We start from the raw sequence: 20,224 nt of genomic DNA, 5'->3' as shown, positions 1-20,224 counted from the left end.
GGAAAAATCTATCTACAATCTTCGCGATGAGCTTAACGTACTTTCCGAAACAACTAGAAAAGGCTGTTTTTCGATAACCGAAAAACAGCCTTACTCTTTATCTTATCCAATTATTTAATGGCTTCTTTACCACCCATATAGGCACGTAATACAGGAGGAACGATGACAGAGCCATCCTCTTGTTGGTAATTCTCCAGAATAGCTGCAACGGTTCGACCAAGTGCCAATCCGCTGCCATTCAAAGTATGAACAAACTCTGGCTTCGCATTTGCTTCTCTGCGGAAACGGATTCCTGCACGTCTTGCCTGAAAGTCTTCAAAGTTAGAGCAAGAAGAAATTTCCCGGTACGTGTTTTGGCTTGGAATCCATACTTCAATATCGTATTTCTTCGCTGCTGTAAATCCAAGATCACCAGTACACATGCTCATGACACGATATGGTAACTGTAATAGTTGTAATACCTTTTCAGCATGTCCTGTCAAGTTCTCCAATGTCTCATAAGAATCCTCTGGCTTAGCAAAGTGAACGAGCTCCACTTTATTAAATTGATGCTGACGAATAAGGCCTCGTGTATCCCTACCAGCAGAACCCGCTTCAGAACGGAAACAGCCACTGAAAGCTACGTATTTTTTAGGAAGATCATCTAGATTTAAGATTTCATCACGATGATAATTCGTAACAGGTACTTCTGCTGTAGGAGCCATGAAGTAATCCCACTCTTCTAGCTTGAAGGCATCTTCTTCAAACTTAGGAAGCTGACCTGTTCCTGTCATGCTGGTGCGGTTGACGATATATGGTGGAAGCATTTCCTCATAGCCATGTTCATCTGCATGTAAATCCATCATAAAGTTTAATAAAGCGCGCTCTAGTCTGGCTCCAAGCCCTTTATAAAAGACGAAACGGCTTCCTGTTACTTTAGCTGCGCGTTCGAAGTCAAGGATATCAAGGTTTGTCGCAATGTCCCAATGAGGTTGTGCTTCAAAGCTGAAATCTTTACGTTCTCCCCAGTTGCGCACTTCTTTATTATCCTCTTCATTTTCTCCCACAGGTACACTTTCATGAGGGATATTTGGGATAGAAAGCATAATCGTGTTAAGTGTTTCTTCAATTTCTTTTAATTCTTTATCCAGTTCAGAGATGCGTTCTCCAACCTCACGCATTTCTTTAATTGCTTGGTCCGCATCTTTCTTTTCTTTTTTAAGAACAGAGATCTGCTTAGTTGCTTCATTACGTTTCGCTTTCAACGTTTCTGTTTCAGCAATGAGCTCTCTTCGTCTTTCATCTAATTCCCCAAATTTGTCTAACTCGGAGAGATCTTCACCGCGGTGTGCTAATTTTTCCTTCACTTCCGTAAAGTTGTTACGTAAAAACTTCATATCCAACATGTCCGTTTCCTCCTTTTATTCATTACATTGATCAGTGTGACAGAAACGCAAAAAACTCTCGTCCCTAAATAAATAGGGACGAGAGTATAATTCCCGCGTTGCCACCCTTGTTGAAGAGTATAACCTCTTCCGGCTCACAGTTTTTAACGGTAACTACCGGGTTTATTTACTTCCGAGAAAATCCGGTTTCAATAAACCAGTTCAAGGATGGATTCACAGTACGCTCACATCGATTTACACCAACCATCGACTCTCTTTAGAAAGGTATACTGTTACTAATTCCTGTCGTAACTTTTATATTCTATTACTAATTATAGCATATCATATACAATTTATACATCGATTGCAACCCTAGTCTCATCATAAATGAAAAGAAGGGTGCTAATTTGCCGCTACGGAAAATACTACGCTTTTCTGGGGCGGCTGGTAAGCCTCCGTGTGCTACGCACTACGGGGTCTTACCGATGCCTTTTCTCCCCAAGAAGTCTACGTATTTTCCTTCGCTGGGTGTAGACCCATAACCCAATAGTAGCACTTCGTTTAAATATTACTTGTATCAACCATACGATTAAGCAGTTGCTTTCATGGATGCTTCGACCATTGTTACAAAGTGGGCAATGACACGGTTATCATCCGTTAATTCTGGATGGAATGCTGTGCATAAATAATGCCCCTGCTTTGCTGCAACAATTCTGTCTTGATAAGTAGCCAATATTTCTACTTCTGGGCCAGCTTCCAATACATACGGTGCACGAATGAATACAGCATTAAACGCATCACCAATATGGCTTACTTCAAGATCTGCTTCAAAGCTTGCCACTTGGCGGCCAAATGCATTTCGTGCTACCTTCATGTTCATTAACCCTAGATGGGCATTGTCTTGGCCATCAATTTCACTTGCCATCAAAATTAACCCTGCACATGTGCCAAAAACAGGTTTACCTTGGCGACCAAATTCTTTAAGAGCAGAGAAGAAACCATAGCTATCAATTAAACGACGCATGGTCGTACTCTCCCCACCAGGAAGAATGATGCCGTTAATTTCCTCAAGCTGTTCCACACGCTTTACTTCAACAGCTTTTGCTCCACATGCTTCTATTGAACGAATATGCTCACGTACTGCTCCTTGAAGAGCAAGAACACCAATCGTTATCATAAAATCATTCCTTCTTTCTATTCGCTGCGATCCTGCATACGGTCATGAGCAGCAATTGTACTCATTTCAAGACCTTTCATAGCTGTACCAAGTCCTTTAGATAGCTCACTAATTAATGCATAATCTTGGTAATGTGTTGTTGCTTCCACAATAGCCTTCGCAAATTTTTCCGGATTATCTGATTTGAAAATACCTGATCCAACAAATACACCGTCTGCTCCTAGCTCCATCATAAGTGCAGCATCAGAAGGTGTTGCAATTCCACCTGCAGCAAAGTTAACGACAGGTAGGCGGCCTTCTTCACGGATTTGTAACAATAACTCAAATGGTGCTCCGATTACTTTGGCAAATGTCATCACTTCATCTTTGGACATAGCAGAAAGCTTACGAATTTCTGATTGCACTTCACGCATATGACGAACTGCCTCCACGATGTTCCCAGTTCCTGGTTCACCTTTCGTACGTAACATGGAAGCACCTTCTCCAATACGACGAGCTGCTTCACCAAGATTACGACAGCCACATACAAATGGTACAGTGTAATCTGACTTATTTAAGTGATAAATATCATCAGCTGGTGTTAGTACTTCACTTTCATCAATGTAATCTACACCCATTGCTTCAAGTACACGAGCTTCCACAATATGGCCAATACGCGCTTTTGCCATTACTGGAATGGATACAGCATTAAGAACGTCTTCTGTAATAGTTGGGTCTGCCATACGTGCTACTCCACCTGCTGCACGAATATCTGATGGTACGCGTTCAAGTGCCATTACGGCAACTGCCCCTGCAGCTTCCGCTATTTTTGCCTGTTCAGCGTTCACTACATCCATAATGACGCCGCCTTTTTGCATTTCCGCCATCCCACGTTTTACACGTTCTGTACCTGTATTTGACATGAATAATTCCCCCTATTTTTAAATTGAATAATTGGTGCTTCGGAAAACGTTACGACTTCCTTGGTATTACCTCGAACTTATTAACTAAATAAACCTTTAACCCAATCTACAACAGTTGTATAAAGATCTGCAAAGAAGTCGCCAATTGCGCCAAGTGTCAGCATAAACCAATTGGATTTCTCTACTGTCTCGTCTGCAACCAAGTTAATTGGACCATCAGAGCTAGTCATAATATATCCAAAATCATTTTCGCCTTCATAAACGAGTTCGGCAGTTCCTACTACATCCCCTTTTTTAACAGGTGCAGCCAACTCTCCTTCAGCATTTAGCTTGTCCTCGTCTATTGTATATTTAATGCTATAAGCATCCGCTTCATCTTTCTTAATCGGGAAGGAAACTGCTTGTCCAGTAGATACGGACACTGCATCTTCTTTTCCCTTAGCTACTGGAATAGTAGCTTGGTCTTCAAGTTGATAACCTGCCGGGAATAACTCTGTTGTTTCAAAGTTATCAAACCCATAATCAAATAGTTTCGCTGTTTCTGCAAAACGTTCTTCTTCACTGTCGGTTTTCATTACAACCGAGATGAAACGTTGATCACCGCGTTTTGCTGTTCCAGTAAAGGTATATCCAGCGCTATCGGTATGACCTGTTTTTAATCCGTCTACCCCTTCATAATAAAACTGCTTTAAAAACGTTGTATCATGATCAAGCATGTGGTTCCAGTTCCGGATTTGTTGCCCATCAAATTCTGTAGCTGGAATACTGGATATTTCCAACGCTTCAGGGTAATCCTTTATGAGATGATAAGCTAGTAAGGCAGAGGACTCAGCAGATAACATGTTAGTAGCATCTGGTTCCGTACCTTCTGGATAATTATCACCAAGTGAAGAATTATCCAATCCTGTAGAGTTTACAAATTTATAATCAGGGAGTCCCATTTCTTCTCCCTTTTCGTTCATCATTTTTACAAATTCACCTTCTGAACCTGCGATCAGTTCAGCAAGTGCAATGGTTGTAGCATTATCGGAATTAATTGCCATCGCATCGTATAAAGACTCAACAGTATAATCCTGATTTTGCCTTAATCCAACTCCTGAAAAAGAGTTATTGGCAGATATGCTATATGGATAGTCGCTAATCTGTGTTGTTGTATCCCAGCTGATTTGACCTTCCTCGATGGCTTCCCATACAAGGTATTCCGTCATCATTTTTGTCATACTTGCTGGAGGCAGGGCTTCATCTGCATTTTTCGCAAAAATAATCTTCCCTGTTGCTGCATCAACTAAAATAGCCGAGTCAGCTTCAATATCTAATGTGTCTTGGGCTTGCGCCGCAAATGGCTGGACAAATACTGATGTTATCACTACCAGAAAAGCCAGTAGCATTGATAAACGCTTTTTCATTATGTGTTTCAACTTCCTTTACCTCCAACTTGTAGTTTAACCTTCTTGTGATGTACGTGCGCACTTTGTTATTTTACCATAGAAAACGCTGAAAAAATAGACGGGGAATTTCCCCCGTCTACTAAATTTCCTAATATAATTATCTTTTCTATTGTAGAGAGTAATTTGGTGATTCTTTCGTGATTTGAACATCATGTGGATGGCTTTCGCGAAGCCCGGCATTCGTTATTTTAATAAAACGTGCATCATGACGTAATTCATCGATAGAACCTGTACCACAATAACCCATACCTGCACGCAGGCCACCTATTAATTGATGTACCGTGTCAGCGAGAGCACCTTTATAAGCAACTCTTCCTTCAATTCCTTCAGGCACCAACTTTTTAGCTTCGCTTGATTCCTGGAAGTAACGATCCTTAGAACCAGCCTTCATTGCTCCAACAGAACCCATACCACGGTAAACCTTATACTGTCTTCCTTGATAAATTTCCGTTTCACCGGGACTTTCATTCACACCTGCAAACATGCTCCCAAGCATTACTGCATGCGCTCCTGCTGCCAATGCCTTAACAATATCACCAGAGTATTTAATCCCGCCATCAGCGATAACTGGGACATTATATTCTGCTGCTGCAAGGGCACAGTCATGAACGGCAGTAATTTGTGGAACACCCACACCCGCTACTACTCTCGTAGTACAAATAGAGCCAGGACCAATCCCAACTTTGACGATGGAAGCACCTGCTTCAATCAGTTCTTTAGTTGCTTCAGCTGTCGCCACATTTCCTGCAATAATATCCAATTCAGGATGTGCGTTGCGAACCACTTTTATTTGGTCAAGTACACCTTTAGAGTGGCCATGTGCTGTGTCAATTACGATAACATCAACACCTGCTTCTACGAGTTTTTCAATTCGTTTCATCGCATCGCCAGTAACACCAACGGCTGCTCCTGCAAGTAATCTTCCTTGGCTATCTTTGGCGGCATTTGGAAATTCGATTACTTTTTCAATATCTTTAATCGTAATTAATCCTTTAAGCATGCCTTGATCATCTACTAAAGGTAGCTTTTCAATTTTATAGCGTTGGAGAAGTTGCTCTGCTTCTTCTAATGTTGTTCCTACCGGAGCTGTAACAAGGTCTTCGCTTGTCATAACTTCAGAAATGGAAATGGAGTAATCCTGGATAAAACGCAAATCACGGTTCGTTAAAATACCAACAAGCTTTTGTTCCTCAATAGAGTTAACAATAGGTACACCTGAAATACGGAATTTACCCATTAGATGCTCAGCATCGTACACCTGATGCTCAGGAGTAAGGAAAAATGGGTTGGTTATGACGCCACTTTCCGAACGCTTCACACGATCCACTTGTTCAGCCTGATCCTCAATTGACATATTCTTATGAACGATTCCCAAGCCACCTTGGCGAGCCATGGCGATAGCCATCTCAGCCTCTGTTACGGTATCCATTCCGGCACTAATAAATGGATTGTTCAACTGCAGGTTATCTGTCAGTTTTGTTTTAACCTGCACATCCTTAGGTAATACCTCGGATTTTGCTGGCATTAACAACACATCATCAAACGTTAATCCTTCTTTAGCGAACTTGTCTTCACGCATGATACTTCCTCCTCCTGATTCGTAATATGTATGCAACGTGCAATCCCTGCACAAGCTATGCAAGTAATGCTATTTTTATATACAATACGCCAACCTATTTGCTTTTTCAACTAGATAGCGAAACAAAATTAAAGAAAGTAGATTCAAAATTTTTAAACAGTTGGGAGATGATGTTATATGCAGGATATAGAGATGTTTTATACCTATCTGACGTCACAGCAAACGGCGCAGCATTATCTATACAACTGTTATAAAGTAATAGGGGAAATAGATGCGGATCGAAAAAGCTATGAAAACTGCACTGTTTTTACCTCGTATATACAACACGGGCAGATGTTTTACCAAAGTGGGCGTAACTCCTCTCCCATTCTGCAGCCAGTCCTTTACTTTTACGGCATGGCACATCTAATCAAAGCCTGCTTGATGACAGTAAGGCCAGATTATCCAGAATCGACAAGCCTACTTGCCCACGGGGTTACCGCAAGAAAACGAAAGAAAAAGGACTACTCTTTTCTGCGGGATGAAGTAAAGCTACAGCACAATGGCTTATTCCCTTACTTCTCTGAGCACTTATTTCATATAAATAGACTACCGTTTGAAAAAATTAATATGAAACAACTCCTTTCCCTCATTCCAGAAATGGGAACGATGCTTGGTTTCCACCAGGAGAAAGGGCTCTATCAGGTAGGAAGAATGCAGGGAACATGGCTAGAATTCCCACTTGAGATACTGGATGATTACCATACGACAAAGGATGGATTCCTTAATAAAATCTCCTCTTTTCTCCCAGAAATAAGACATATGGAATCAGATTCCCATCATATACAGGTAGAGCTTGCCAAGCCTTTGACTGAGCTCAAAGGCCCGTTCTACTCAGATAAAACACAAAGCCCCATCTTTTTTCCTGCAAAAAGAGAACTGTTCCTGCCACTCTCCGAGGTTATGGTCCATTACTTACTCTTATATAATCTTAGTATGCTCTGTCGCTATGAAACCGATTGGTGGGGAGATCTTTTTACATCAAAGTCAGATGTAGACTATCCCTTTATTACACAGTTTCTGAAAGAGTCAGCCGAAAAAGTACCGATCTTATTGGGATTAGAGCTTTATAAAAGAAAGGCTTGATGACGTTTAGATCGTCAGGCAGGGTGTGATGAATATTTTTTAGGAGCTGTTTGGGTGGTTTAATCGTCATACGGTGATGATGGACTCTTTGAGGAAATCACCAGCCGGTTTAATCATCATCAATGGGTAACGTACTATCTTTCAATTCATAAAAAATAGCCGGTAATCCTCATTACTGGATACCGACTATTTCTTCAATGAACACTTCTGTTTGCTGTAAGGATATGATATCCTTTTTACCTTCCATTCGTACCATAGGTCTCGTTGGATGCTTTGCATCTATAAACACAATTTCACCAAGCTGGTTATTGGAAAGACGAATTTTCGTTCCGATAGAAAAATGCGTCATACTTTCAACAAAGCTAGCAACAACATCTGGATCAAGGGTGGAAAACTGTTCCTTTTGCAATTCCTCTATTACTAAAAATGGAGATTGCTTTTCCTTATATGCCCTTTCACATGTCATGGCATGGTACATATCACAAACCGCTATTATTCTTGCAACTTTATGTATTTTTCCACTAGATAGGCCAAGTGGATACCCACTGCCATCCATTCTTTCATGATGCTGCAAAATCGCCAGCTTCACGGATTGTTTAATGGTTGGGATTTGTTCAACCATGCGATAAGAATAAGTAGGATGTTTTTTCAAATCGGTCATTTGTGCTGTGTTTAGTGTACCCGCTTTATGAAGAAGGTTATGGTCGACCTTTGCCATTCCTGCATCACATAAAAACCCGGCAAGTCCGATTTGGAGCCAATCGCCAGAGGGGTAGCCCATTTTTCTTGCAAGGAATGCGGATAGGATGCTGACTGCGACGCTATGATAGAAAATATAATCCCGCTTGTTTGCATAATGGTGCATGGTGTAAACAGCAGAGGAGATATCGTCCATTCTTTTTATTAAAGGAATGATTAGTTTGCGAACGTATGGCATATCTAAAGGCGCACCGTTTTTCCAGTTTTCAAACATTTTTTTGTATGCTTGTACTGTTTGTTCATAATGTTCCTGGAAAGGTGGGAGCTCTTCAGCAACTTTCTTTTCAGCCTTTTGCTGAACCTGTTCCACTTCCTCTGCCTTTTCTGGAGTATAGGAATCTCCTTCGACAAGCTTTGAAGAAACTTCTACACTTTCAACAATGAATTTTTTTATGACCGTAATATGTTCCTCAGTTAATACCGTGTTTTTTGGGATAATGTCTCTATTTGTTTTCCCTTTTATTTCTCTAAGCAACACACATCCTGGGACAAGCTGCGAGGCTTTTACCCTCATACCATTCTTCCCCCTTTACCATATTAATCAGGAAGGGGCCAAGGCCCCTTCCTGCAATTTTTTATTCCTCTGTATTCTCTTCTGTTGACTCTTCTGTTTCAGAAACTTCTGTTTCATCATCGATTTCTTCTTCGTCTTCATCTTGGTCAACACGTGCTACTGTTGCTACTTCCTCTTCTTCTTGTAGCCTGATTAAACGCACGCCCATTGTATTCCGGCCAGTTTCTGAAATATCCCGAACTGGAATTCGAATAAGTACGCCAGCTACGGTAATAAGCATGAGGTCTTCTTCTCCAGAGACAGCTTTTACAGCTACTACATGTCCCGTTTTATCTGTTAAGTTACATGTAAAGATACCTTTCCCGCCTCTGTTTGTTACGCGATACTCCTTCTCAGGAGTCTGTTTTCCATAACCTTTGCTTGTAACATGCAAGATTTTGGAATCCTCCTGAAGGATTTCCATGGATACAACCTCATCATCTTCCCGTAGTGAAATACCCTTCACACCGGCAGCTGTTCTACCCATAGATCGGATCTGATCTTCAGGGAAACGAATGAGATAACCGTTTTTCGTAGCAATCATCATATCTTTCGCACCATCGGTTAGACGCACTGAAATCAATTCATCTTCATCCCGAAGCCCTACAGCAATTAATCCACCTTTACGGATGTTAGCAAATTGCGAAAGCGTTGTTCGCTTGGAGATCCCGTGCTTGGTCGTAAAGAACAAGTAGTCTGTGTCAGTAAATTCATTTACTGAAATAACAGCGTTAACCCACTCGCCTTTTTCTATCTGCAAGAGATTAATGATTGGGATACCCTTCGCTGTTCTGCTGAACTCAGGTATTTCATAGCCTCTAGCCTTGTAGACCTTCCCTTTATTCGTAAAGAATAGAACGGTATCATGCGTAGAAGTTGAAACAAGATGTTCTACAAAATCATCTTCATTTGTCCCCATACCCTGAATACCACGGCCTCCGCGCTTTTGAGTTCGGTACGTAGAGGATGGCAAACGTTTAATATAACCTTGATGGGTTAAGGTAATCACAATATTTTCTTCTGGGATTAAGTCCTCATCCTCAAAGAAGTCAACGCCACCTAGAACAAGCTCTGTCCGGCGTTCGTCATTAAAGCGTTCTTTTACCTCTGTTAGCTCTTCACGAATAATCTCAAGAACTTTTTCCTCGTCGGCTAAAATAGCTTTTAATTCTTCAATTAGGTCAAGAAGTTCTTTATATTCATTTTCTATTTTCTCACGTTCTAGACCAGTTAACCGTTGCAAACGCATATCTAGAATTGCCTGTGACTGTTTTTCCGAAAGTTTAAAGCGTTCCATCAAACCGTCTCTAGCAATATCGGCTGTTTTGGAACTACGGATAAGAGCGATCACTTCATCCAAGTGATCTAACGCAATTCTCAATCCTTCTAAAATATGTGCTCTTGCTTCTGCTTTACGCAATTCAAACGCAGTCCGGCGTTTAATAATTACCTTCTGGTGCTCAAGGTAATATTCAAGGCATTGTTTAATCGTCAACACTTTAGGCTGACCATCAACAAGAGCCAATGTATTAATACCAAACGTTGTTTGCAGAGCCGTATGTTTGTATAAGTTATTTAACACGACATTCGCATTGACATCACGACGTAGCTCCATCACAATACGCATACCGTTACGATCTGATTCATCACGCAAATCGGTAATTCCTTCAATTCGCTTATCACGCACATGCTCTGCAATCCGCTCAATTAATTTTGCTTTATTGACTTGATACGGAAGCTCTGTGACGATGATCGTCGCCTTGCCGTTTGCATGCTCTTCAATGTTCGCTTTTGCTCTGACGGTAATTGATCCTTTGCCTGTTTCATAAGCTTTTCGTATCCCGCTTTTCCCTAGAATCTGGCCCGCTGTTGGGAAATCAGGTCCATGGATATAATCTTCCATCAATTCATTGATGGTGATATCCGGGTCTTTACTAATCGCAAGCACGGCGTCAATCGTTTCTCCTAGGTTATGTGGAGGAATATTCGTTGCCATTCCTACTGCAATTCCAGAAGTTCCGTTCACAATTAAATTAGGAAATCGAGCTGGAAAAACGACCGGCTCCCGTTCAGAGCCATCATAGTTATCTGTGTAATCAATTGTGTCTTTATTTATATCACGGAGAAGCTCCATGGATATTTTGGACATTCTTGCTTCTGTATAACGCATTGCTGCTGCTGAATCACCATCAACTGAACCGAAGTTCCCGTGGCCATCAACTAGCATATAGCGATAGCTGAAGTCTTGTGCCATCCGGACCATTGTTTCATAAACGGCTGAATCACCATGTGGATGGTATTTCCCAATAACTTCCCCAACGATACGGGCAGACTTTTTGTATGCTTTATCTGAGTGCATTCCCAGATCATTCATTGCATATAAAATTCTGCGATGCACTGGTTTCATGCCATCCCGTACATCTGGCAATGCACGTGATACGATAACACTCATTGCGTAGTCAAGGAAGGATGTGCGCATCTCATTGCTAATATTTATTTCCTGAACGTTTGAACGTTTTTCCTCTGCCATTCTTATACCTCCTATCACTATTCATCAAAAGAATAGTGATTTGCCTCAAATATTACATAAATTGATATGAATTAAACATCAAGATTTTTAACATATTGTGCATTCTCTTCAATAAAGTTCCTTCTTGGTTCCACTTTGTCTCCCATGAGCATATCAAATACTTGATCTGCTTCGATGGCATCTGCTAGGTCAACCTGGAGGAGTGTACGAGTATCTGGATCCATCGTCGTATCCCAAAGTTGGGTAGCATTCATTTCTCCTAGCCCTTTATAACGCTGAATCCCTGGCTTAGGTAATTGTGGAAGCTCTTTAAGCAATTTATCTAATGCTTTTTCGTTATAAACATAATGAACAGCTTTCCCTTGCTTGATTTGATATAAAGGTGGCTGTGCGATATAAATATAGCCATATTCGATTAATGGACGCATATAACGATAGAAAAAGGTTAATAGTAAAGTACGTATATGTGCACCATCGACATCGGCATCTGTCATGATAATGACTTTATGATAGCGGGCCTTCGTAATATCGAAATCTTCACCGATACCTGTACCAAGGGCAGTAATCATGGCACGAACTTCATTATTGGACAAAATTTTATCAAGTCGGGCTTTCTCAACATTGAGAATTTTACCGCGTAGTGGCAAGATCGCTTGAAAATGACGGTCACGACCAGACTTGGCTGAACCACCAGCAGAGTCACCCTCTACGATATAAAGTTCACTTATTTTTGCATCCTTAGAGGAACAGTCGGCAAGCTTACCTGGTAGATTCGAAATCTCCAGCGCACTTTTTCTTCTAGTCAGCTCTCTAGCTTTTTTCGCAGCTAAACGGGCACGTGAAGCCATAAGCCCTTTATCAACAATGATTTTTGCGACAGACGGGTTTTCATAAAGGAACTTGGAGAACATTTCACTGAAAACAGAGTCTGTAATGGTACGTGCTTCACTGTTACCAAGCTTTGTTTTTGTCTGTCCCTCAAATTGTGGGTCAGGGTGTTTGACAGAGACGATGGCGGTCATTCCTTCCCGTACATCATCACCAGATAGGTTTGGATCGTTTTCTCGGTATAAATTGTTTTTTCTCGCATAATCATTAATCACTCTGGTAAGACCTGTTCGGAAACCAGATTCGTGACTACCACCTTCGTAGGTGTGAATGTTATTAGCAAACGAGTACAAGCTGCTTGCAAAACCTTCGTTATACTGAATTGCAACTTCTACAGAGATTCCTTGATCTTCTCCCTCTGCATAGAATGGCTCATGCAAGACTTCTTTCGTGCGGTTGATAAATTCCACATAGGACTTTATCCCACCCTCGTAGAAATAGCTGACAGGTTCTTCATCCGTACGTTTATCTTCTACGGTGATGGTAATTCCTTTATTTAAGAATGCCAACTCACGCAAGCGCTGTGTCAACGTATCATAATCGTATTCGATTGTATCAAAGATTTCAGGGTCTGGAACAAAATGGGTAGTCGTTCCTGTTACGTCCGTTTCGCCTACGACCTCAATTTCTCCCTGTGGAACTCCCTTTTTAAAGCCTAAGTAATGAATTTTATTATCCAAGTGAACATGGACTTCCAATTTTGTTGACAGGGCGTTAACTACAGAGGCACCTACACCATGCAGTCCACCAGAAACCTTGTAGCCGCCACCGCCAAATTTTCCTCCAGCGTGGAGTACGGTCATGATAACTTCTAATGCTGGCCGACCAGTTTTCTTTTGTATGCCTACTGGAATACCACGGCCATTATCGCTTACGGTAATACTGTTATCTTTTTCAATTGTTACATCGATTCTGTCACAATATCCAGCTAATGCTTCATCGATACTGTTATCAACAATTTCCCATACAAGATGGTGTAAGCCTTTCTCGCTCGTTGATCCAATATACATGCCAGGTCTTTTTCGTACTGCTTCAAGTCCTTCTAGTACCTGAATCTGATCTGCACCATATTCGGATTGAGTATTCGTCATATTGTCTTCCATTGCCATGCTCTCACTTCCATTTCCTGTTACTTAAAATGTTTCGAATAAAAAACAGTATGCTACGCTTCTTCTGATTCTGTTTCTTCTTCCTTTATCTCATCTGAGAAATCATCTAGCTTACTGATGGTGGAGATCATACTAGCGCGTTTCTTTAATGTTGAGACAGAAAGCGTGCTATAGTAGATGATTTCCTTTGTGATCATGACTGATTTTGCATCAACCGTTGGACCTACTACTTTCTTTTCTTTGCCAGCGTTCTTCATCATTTCCTCCATGATGGTAGATGATGAGATTAAATTATAGTCAATGATTGCAACCACATCCTGAGAACGGATGACATTATCATTTCCGATATGAATAAACATGTTATCTCCCCCTCATTCTATTTTTCCACTTCACCATTACGGACACGGAATAATTCCGCTTTATTCAGGGTTTCATGATTTATTCCATCAACACTCGTAGTAGATACAAAGGTTTGCACCTTGCCTTGGATGGTATGAAGTAGGTGTGATTGTCGGTAATCATCCAGTTCACTCAACACATCATCAAGTAGAAGAATTGGATATTCCCCAACTTCATTGTAGATGAGTTCAATTTCTGCCAGTTTCACCGACAGGGCAGTTGTACGTTGCTGCCCTTGCGATCCATAGGTCTGGACGTCCTTACCGTTCACATAAAAGAGGAGATCATCACGATGCGGACCAATTAAACTTGTGCCACGTTCAATCTCTTTTTCTTGTATTTGTTGAAATTTATTTAAGTAGATACTCTCTATTTTCTCCTTATTATCATCTTCTGATACTTCAATAGTGGGAGAATACTTTATTTCAAGCCTTTCCAGCTCACGGCTGATACCATGATGGATCGGACTAGCCCATTTCCTTAATAATTCCAAAAAAACAAACCGTCTTTCCAATAAGGTCGCGGCATGTTCTACAAGCTGATCTGTGATGACTTGCAACATGGTATGATCTTGGCTTTTGCCACGCTGCAATTGTTTCAACAGATGATTTCGTTGTTTTAATATTTTTTGATATTGCCCTAGATGATAGATATAACGTGGCTGAATCTGCCCAAGCTCCATATCAATAAAACGCCTGCGTATTTGTGGTGCACCTTTAACCAACGTTAGATCCTCTGGTGCAAACATCACAACATTAAGCGCCCCGATATAGTCACTTAGCCGCTTTTGTTCTAGCCGGTTCAGCTTCGCTTTCTTACCTTTTGCCGAAAGAACAATCTCCAACGGAAAGGTTTGATTTCTTTTTGTTATCCTACCTTCTATTTTAGCATACTCTTTTTCCCATTGAATCAATTCTTTCTCTCTGGGAGTTCGGTGTGATTTAGTAAAGGCAAGTAAATAGATTGCCTCCATCAGGTTGGTTTTGCCCTGTGCATTTTCCCCGATGATGACATTTATTTTATTGTTAAATTCCATTTCCAGTCCGTCATAATTGCGGAAATTCCGTAATTTAAGCTGTTCTATGTGCATGACCAATCCTCTTTTTTTCGATTCAGATCAGAAGCGTTTGCTAGGAGATATTTCATGTGTCTCAAGCTTTTATCACTTTGTAGGATCCAATGCCTTCTAATTCAACAATATCCCCTGCATATAGCTTGCGACCACGACGATGCTCCCGTTCGTTATTTACTAATACACCCTCATCTTGCAGAAAAGCCTTTACCATCCCACCAGATTCCAATACATTGGCAAGCTTAATAAATTGACCTAGTGCAATATATTCCGTGCTAATTTCAATTTCTTCATGCATGTTATCACCAAGTTTCCTACTTTTTAGAAAAACGTTAAGACTGCCAAAAGATTTCAGGACAGTATAAAACATAGAAACACATACATTCACTAAAAATGAGCAAATGCAGTTTCTTTGTGTGGATATCATTAGTTTAAACCTGTAAACGTCATGTATACCTATTTTACTAAAGATTTGTCATTATGGAAAGGTATGACCCCATATTTGCATAATAAATGCCTGTATAGGCTTAAAATTGCTTTTAAAAAGCCATCAACCTGTTATATAGGTGCTGTCCAAAACAAAATAAAGAGCTAATAGCTCAGATTTATTTCCTTTGCATAAAAATGCTCGAGTAAAAAAACAAAACCATTATTACAATTTATACTTGACTAACCGTAGGAAAGAGGTTGGGACAAAAGTTCTCTAAGCAATTGAAAACCCGAACTATCATGCAACTCCTTGTATAAAGGTTTGCCTAGTTCGGGTTTTCTTGTTTTAGCGTAGGCAGAATGCGGAGACTCCAACGGGAATAGCGCGAGTCCGAAGACCCCACAGTGGTGCCTTTTCCACGAGGAGGCTGAGGCCGTGCCCGTGGAAAGCGAAGTGTTCTGCCAAGCGACGCTAAAAAGTATTATTCGTGTTTAAACGGCAATAATATAATTTTGTCCCAGCCTCTAAGCTCACATTCTGCTTATTAATACGTTCTAACAGGTAGAATTAATTGTAGGATCGGGTCATCGTTGGCAGGACGGATAATAAATGGTCGCATTGCGCCAGTGAATTCTACTTTCACTTCTTCGTATTCAATTGCCTTTAATGCATCAATCATATATTTGGAGCTGAAAGAGATCTTCAATTCCTCGCCGCTAATAGAAGGAACGGTAATTTCCTCTGCTACTGTTCCTACTTCAGGAGAATTACTTGTGATTTCAATCAATCCATTCCCTTTTGTGCTCAATCTAACAACATTATTCCGCTCTTCTTTTGCTAGAAGTGAAGCACGGTCAATTGTGCTTAAAAGTTCCTTCGTTTTTACATGAAGAACGGTTTTGCTTTGTTCTGGAATTAATCGGGAGGTCTCCGGATAATTTCCATCAAGCAATCTTGAAAGGAAGTTAAGATTTTTTGTACGGAACAGAATTTGATTATTTGTCACACTTATTTCTACTGTTTCTTCTGTATCATCTAATATCTTATTTAACTCATTCAGACTCTTACCTGGAACCACAACAGTTGGCAATTGACCTGGCGCCTCACTGACAGGAATTTCTCTAGAAGCTAAGCGATGGCTGTCTGTTGCTGTGAAAGTAAGATTGCCATTCTCCAGTTTAATATTTACCCCTGTTAGGATTGGTCGTGTTTCCATTGTTGAAACAGCAAACACTGTTTGTTTTATTAAACTTTTTAAGAGATCGATTGGCAACTCAAAGCTGTCATCCGTTTGTAATTTAGGTAGCTGTGGATATTCTTCTGCATCCTGACCATTTAAATTAAATTCAGCTTTTCCAGAACGAATCGTTACTTTTAAATTTTCATCTGATTCAATTTCCACTGTTTTTTCAGGGAGCTTACGAACAATATCAGGGAAATATTTTGCCTGTAGTACAATACTTCCTGCTTCAATTTGTTCTACATTTACATTGCCATTTTCCTCAGCTGGGATAAAGGATTCAATAGAGATATCTGAATCACTACCAGTTAAGGTAATACCACTTTCTTTTGCTTCAATTTTCATTCCAGTCAATATCGGAATAACGGTTCTGGATGAGATAGCCTTCATGACATCCTGCACACTGGATATTAATTGATCCCGTTGAATAACAAATTTCATGAATAAATCCTCCTAAGGGAAGTTCTTTTATATTTATTTTTTTTATAAAAATATAGTATTAATAGTAATAAGGCCTGTGAGTATGTGGATAAGCGATGAAAAGCCAGATTCACAAAAGTTATTCACATGTGGATAAACTGTTTGCAAGTTTGCACGGCTATTCACACTGTGCACAGGTCATATTTAGACAAAAGTTCTTAAAAAAGATAAAATCGCGTTCAATTTCCTAAAAAAGGATGGCTTTAGAATGATTTTAAGGTCTCTTTTATTTCTTCTATTTCACGTGTTAGCTGCGTATCGTTTTCCATTAGACGTGCAATTTTTTCATGGGCATGAATAACGGTTGTGTGATCACGTCCTCCAAATTCTTCGCCGATTTTTGGTAGAGAAGAGTCTGTCATTTCTCTAGATAGATACATGGCAATTTGTCGCGGAAATGCAATAGACTTTGTCCGCTTCTTTGCAATGAAATCCTCCAAGCGAATGTTGTATTTCTCGCCAACTGCTTCTTGAATCCTCGGTATACTAATGATTTTCGGTTTACTGCTTGGGATAATATCCTTTAAAGCGTCAGCAGCTAGCGAAGCGTCTATATCCTTGTTCACTAATGAAGAATAGGCGACAACGCGAATTAAGGCGCCCTCTAATTCCCGAATGTTCGTGTCAATTTGGTTTGCAATGTATAGCATTACCTCATTCGGAATATCAAGCCCCTCAGCCTTTGCTTTTTTCGTTAATATAGCAATACGAGTTTCCAGATCTGGTGGCGTAATATCTGTAATTAACCCCCACTCAAAACGGGAACGTAAACGATCCTCCAGTGTTGGAATTTCTTTAGGTGGCCGATCACTGGAAATGATAATTTGCTTACTTTCTTCGTGTAGCGTATTAAAAGTATGGAAAAATTCTTCCTGTGTCGATTCTTTTCCAGCAATAAACTGAATATCATCTATTAATAGGACATCGACATTTCGATATTTGTTGCGAAAGTTCACGGTTTTATTATCCATAATTGCGTTAATAAATTCATTCGTAAACTTCTCTGAAGATAAGTAAACAACCTTCGCATTTGGGTCGTGTTCACGTACATAATGGCCGATCGCATGCATTAAATGGGTTTTCCCCAATCCTACGCCACCATAAATGAATAGCGGATTATAGGCCTTTGCAGGAGCTTCTGCTACAGCAAGTGATGCAGCATGAGCGAATCTGTTACCTGCACCTATGACAAAGGTATCAAAGGTATATTTCGAATTCAGCATGGATCTTGGAGATTCGTGATTTGCTTCATTACCTGCAGTTTGCTTGGGTGCGACCTCTGAATCTTCAATTGGCGGTGTAGAATCTGGAATAATGAATTTAGTAGCCAAACGAGAACCTGTGATGTCTAGCAAAATATCAGATATGAGTGCGGTATATTGGTTCTCAAGCCAGTCTCTGGCAAATTCGTTGGGTGCTGAAATGACGAGTGTATTTTCTTCAAGAAATTCAGCTTTTGTGTTTTTCAACCAGGTATCGAAGCTAGGCTTACTAATTTTTTCTTCAATTTTTTCAAGGGTTGCGACCCAAAGTTCTTCAATGTTTTCCAAGCGGTTATTCACTCCTTCCTGGGTTTATATCATGACAGAAAAAGCCTCTCTCAATCATAACGATGGACAGGCATTCATTCATAAAAGGCGGTTTATTTGACCTTGAGTAGGCATGCTGTAATGAACGATATAAAAATGGGACTTGTGGACAGTTGCGTACAGTACACTAATACATCTGAAAAGCTTATAAACGTTATTAACATTTCTGTGGATAACATTATAAACGATGGTGTTAATAAATATCCACATGTTATCCACAGTTTGTGAATAACTAAAATCCCTCAAATCGATTTACACAAGTTAAACACAATTATAATACCAAAAAAAGTCGCGGTATGCAATGTTCTTTCGACATTTATCCACAAGGTCCATTGCTTGTAGATAATAAATATCCACACCACTATATTTTGTGATTTTCCTGTCGATATGTGTTGTGGATAGTATTTTTTTGTCATAAAAGAGTGAACAATAGATTGTGGATAGTAGAATATAAGGCAAACTCTTTTTTAAATGAGCCTCTCTAGAAAAGTTGTTCACTTATTCATCGATTTTGAAGAATATCGTCTAGTGGAAGTAAAGGTATGTCGACATGGAGTTGATCAACCGAATTTTGGAATGTAATAATTTTTCGTCGAAGAGAATTTTTTATTGGTAGAGGTATGGTATGGCTGCTAACCACCAAGTAGGTAGAGAAAAAGGTGATATTCTATCCACACGTGAGCAGACCAGGGGTATAATTCTGTAAAAAACAGCCAATAACAAAAAGGAAGTTGACAGAAGGGCTGGTTATTATTTATAATTACAAAGACTGTCTATGAATATGACTTTTAAACAGGATATTTCATCCCTTGGGGAGGTGCATGATAAATGAAAAGAACGTTTCAACCAAATAACCGTAAACGCAAAAAAGTACATGGCTTTCGTACGCGTATGAGTACTAAAAACGGACGTAAAGTTTTAGCTCGTCGTCGTCGTAAAGGAAGAAAAGTATTGTCTGCATAGGCCACTGAAAAGTCAGTGGTCTTTTTTCACACTTAGGAATTTATGAATGGTTAGCTAAGAAGTAAATCGTTATCGTTTTTATTATTAAATTCCAAGTAGAGGGAGTACTTACAAATTCGCTACATGATGGCGAATTTGAGTATTTCTAACTGACTTTAGGCCATAGCAACAATCTGGTACATCGGGTTTTATCCCGGTACCATTACATAGAATACGAAGGACAAGCTGTATATGTAGAGTAGTAAAGGTGATCATGATGAAAAAAGAGTACCGCATCAAAAAGAACGAAGAATTTCAACAAACATTTAAGCATGGAAAGTCTTTTGCAAATAGACAGCTTGTCATCTATTATATAGAGAAAAAAGGTCAAGAACATTATCGTGTAGGTCTTTCAGTAGGAAAGAAAATTGGAAATGCGGTCACCAGAAATCGCATTAAACGCTATTTACGACAGGCTTTCCAGGAGATGGATGACCGGATAAAATATCCCCATGATATTGTGATCATTGCAAGACAACAAACGAAAAAAATGTCGTATGAAGAAATTAAAAAAAGTCTCAATCATTTACTTTATAAAGAGCGACTACTAAAAAAATAACGTTATTATATAGAAAGCT

General features: G+C 39.9%; 16 protein-coding genes and 1 other annotated feature. Of the genes, 3 read left to right on the top strand and 13 right to left on the bottom strand.

Annotated elements, in window-relative coordinates:
• Positions 1-110 precede the first annotated feature (110 nt).
• The 5 genes from serS to guaB all read right to left on the bottom strand — a co-directional run bounded on the left by serS (position 111) and on the right by guaB (position 6,470).
• Positions 111-1,385: a serine--tRNA ligase gene (serS, locus tag K3T81_RS16940; RefSeq protein ID WP_161464012.1), complete on the bottom strand. Its 1,275-nt coding sequence runs from the start codon at positions 1,383-1,385 to the stop codon at positions 111-113.
• A gap of 71 nt (positions 1,386-1,456) precedes the next feature.
• Positions 1,457-1,683 (bottom strand) — a binding site (T-box leader).
• A gap of 270 nt (positions 1,684-1,953) precedes the next feature.
• Entirely contained in the window at positions 1,954-2,541 is a 588-nt protein-coding gene (gene pdxT, locus K3T81_RS16935) for a pyridoxal 5'-phosphate synthase glutaminase subunit PdxT (protein ID WP_238021130.1), read from the bottom strand.
• 17 nt (positions 2,542-2,558) lie between these two features.
• A complete protein-coding gene (gene pdxS, locus K3T81_RS16930; protein ID WP_106895335.1) occupies positions 2,559-3,443 on the bottom strand; it encodes a pyridoxal 5'-phosphate synthase lyase subunit PdxS in 885 nt (294 codons plus the stop codon).
• Positions 3,444-3,523: 80 nt separating this feature from the next.
• Complete coding sequence (locus K3T81_RS16925; protein WP_238021129.1) at positions 3,524-4,861, bottom strand: serine hydrolase; 1,338 nt, start codon at positions 4,859-4,861, stop codon at positions 3,524-3,526.
• Between the two features lie 136 nt (positions 4,862-4,997).
• A complete protein-coding gene (gene guaB / locus K3T81_RS16920) occupies positions 4,998-6,470 on the bottom strand; it encodes an IMP dehydrogenase (RefSeq protein ID WP_238021128.1) in 1,473 nt (490 codons plus the stop codon).
• Between the two features lie 177 nt (positions 6,471-6,647).
• On the opposite strand from guaB, the gene K3T81_RS16915 reads away from it, so the two are divergent.
• Positions 6,648-7,595, top strand: coding sequence for a YaaC family protein (locus K3T81_RS16915; protein ID WP_238021127.1), 948 nt, complete (start codon positions 6,648-6,650; stop codon positions 7,593-7,595).
• A 172-nt stretch (positions 7,596-7,767) separates the two neighbouring features.
• On the opposite strand, the gene K3T81_RS16910 is transcribed toward K3T81_RS16915, so the two are convergent.
• The 8 genes from K3T81_RS16910 to dnaA form a co-directional block, all read right to left on the bottom strand.
• Positions 7,768-8,868 (bottom strand): HD-GYP domain-containing protein, encoded by a 1,101-nt coding sequence (locus K3T81_RS16910; RefSeq protein WP_238021126.1) that lies wholly within the window; start codon positions 8,866-8,868, stop codon positions 7,768-7,770.
• A 61-nt stretch (positions 8,869-8,929) separates the two neighbouring features.
• Entirely contained in the window at positions 8,930-11,437 is a 2,508-nt protein-coding gene (gene gyrA, locus K3T81_RS16905) for a DNA gyrase subunit A (protein ID WP_106895330.1), read from the bottom strand.
• Between the two features lie 71 nt (positions 11,438-11,508).
• Positions 11,509-13,434 (bottom strand): DNA topoisomerase (ATP-hydrolyzing) subunit B, encoded by a 1,926-nt coding sequence (gyrB, locus tag K3T81_RS16900; protein ID WP_161464321.1) that lies wholly within the window; start codon positions 13,432-13,434, stop codon positions 11,509-11,511.
• Between the two features lie 53 nt (positions 13,435-13,487).
• Complete coding sequence (remB, locus tag K3T81_RS16895; protein ID WP_106895328.1) at positions 13,488-13,793, bottom strand: extracellular matrix regulator RemB; 306 nt, start codon at positions 13,791-13,793, stop codon at positions 13,488-13,490.
• A 17-nt stretch (positions 13,794-13,810) separates the two neighbouring features.
• Positions 13,811-14,923 (bottom strand): DNA replication/repair protein RecF, encoded by a 1,113-nt coding sequence (recF, locus tag K3T81_RS16890; RefSeq protein ID WP_036578121.1) that lies wholly within the window; start codon positions 14,921-14,923, stop codon positions 13,811-13,813.
• A gap of 61 nt (positions 14,924-14,984) precedes the next feature.
• Positions 14,985-15,203 carry a S4 domain-containing protein YaaA gene (yaaA, locus tag K3T81_RS16885; protein ID WP_058950132.1) on the bottom strand — a complete coding sequence of 73 codons (219 nt, stop codon included), beginning with the start codon at positions 15,201-15,203 and terminating at the stop codon, positions 14,985-14,987.
• 676 nt (positions 15,204-15,879) lie between these two features.
• On the bottom strand, positions 15,880-17,016 hold the full coding sequence (gene dnaN / locus K3T81_RS16880) for a DNA polymerase III subunit beta (RefSeq protein WP_106895327.1): 1,137 nt from the start codon (positions 17,014-17,016) through the stop codon (positions 15,880-15,882).
• Between the two features lie 242 nt (positions 17,017-17,258).
• On the bottom strand, positions 17,259-18,605 hold the full coding sequence (gene dnaA / locus K3T81_RS16875) for a chromosomal replication initiator protein DnaA (protein WP_106898436.1): 1,347 nt from the start codon (positions 18,603-18,605) through the stop codon (positions 17,259-17,261).
• Between the two features lie 867 nt (positions 18,606-19,472).
• Here dnaA and rpmH point away from each other — a divergent pair.
• Both rpmH and rnpA read left to right on the top strand, forming a co-directional pair.
• Positions 19,473-19,607, top strand: a complete 135-nt coding sequence (gene rpmH / locus K3T81_RS16870; RefSeq protein WP_019377820.1) for a 50S ribosomal protein L34 — start codon at positions 19,473-19,475, stop codon at positions 19,605-19,607.
• Between the two features lie 256 nt (positions 19,608-19,863).
• Positions 19,864-20,205, top strand: a complete 342-nt coding sequence (gene rnpA / locus K3T81_RS16865; RefSeq protein ID WP_036578112.1) for a ribonuclease P protein component — start codon at positions 19,864-19,866, stop codon at positions 20,203-20,205.
• Positions 20,206-20,224 lie beyond the last annotated feature (19 nt).

Origin of the sequence: Oceanobacillus jordanicus (assembly GCF_022095695.1) — a bacterium.
GTDB classification, from domain to species: domain Bacteria; phylum Bacillota; class Bacilli; order Bacillales; family Amphibacillaceae; genus Oceanobacillus_B; species Oceanobacillus_B jordanicus.
The sequence above is the reverse complement of the archived record's forward strand: the minus strand, read 5'-3'. Positions and strand labels throughout refer to the sequence as shown.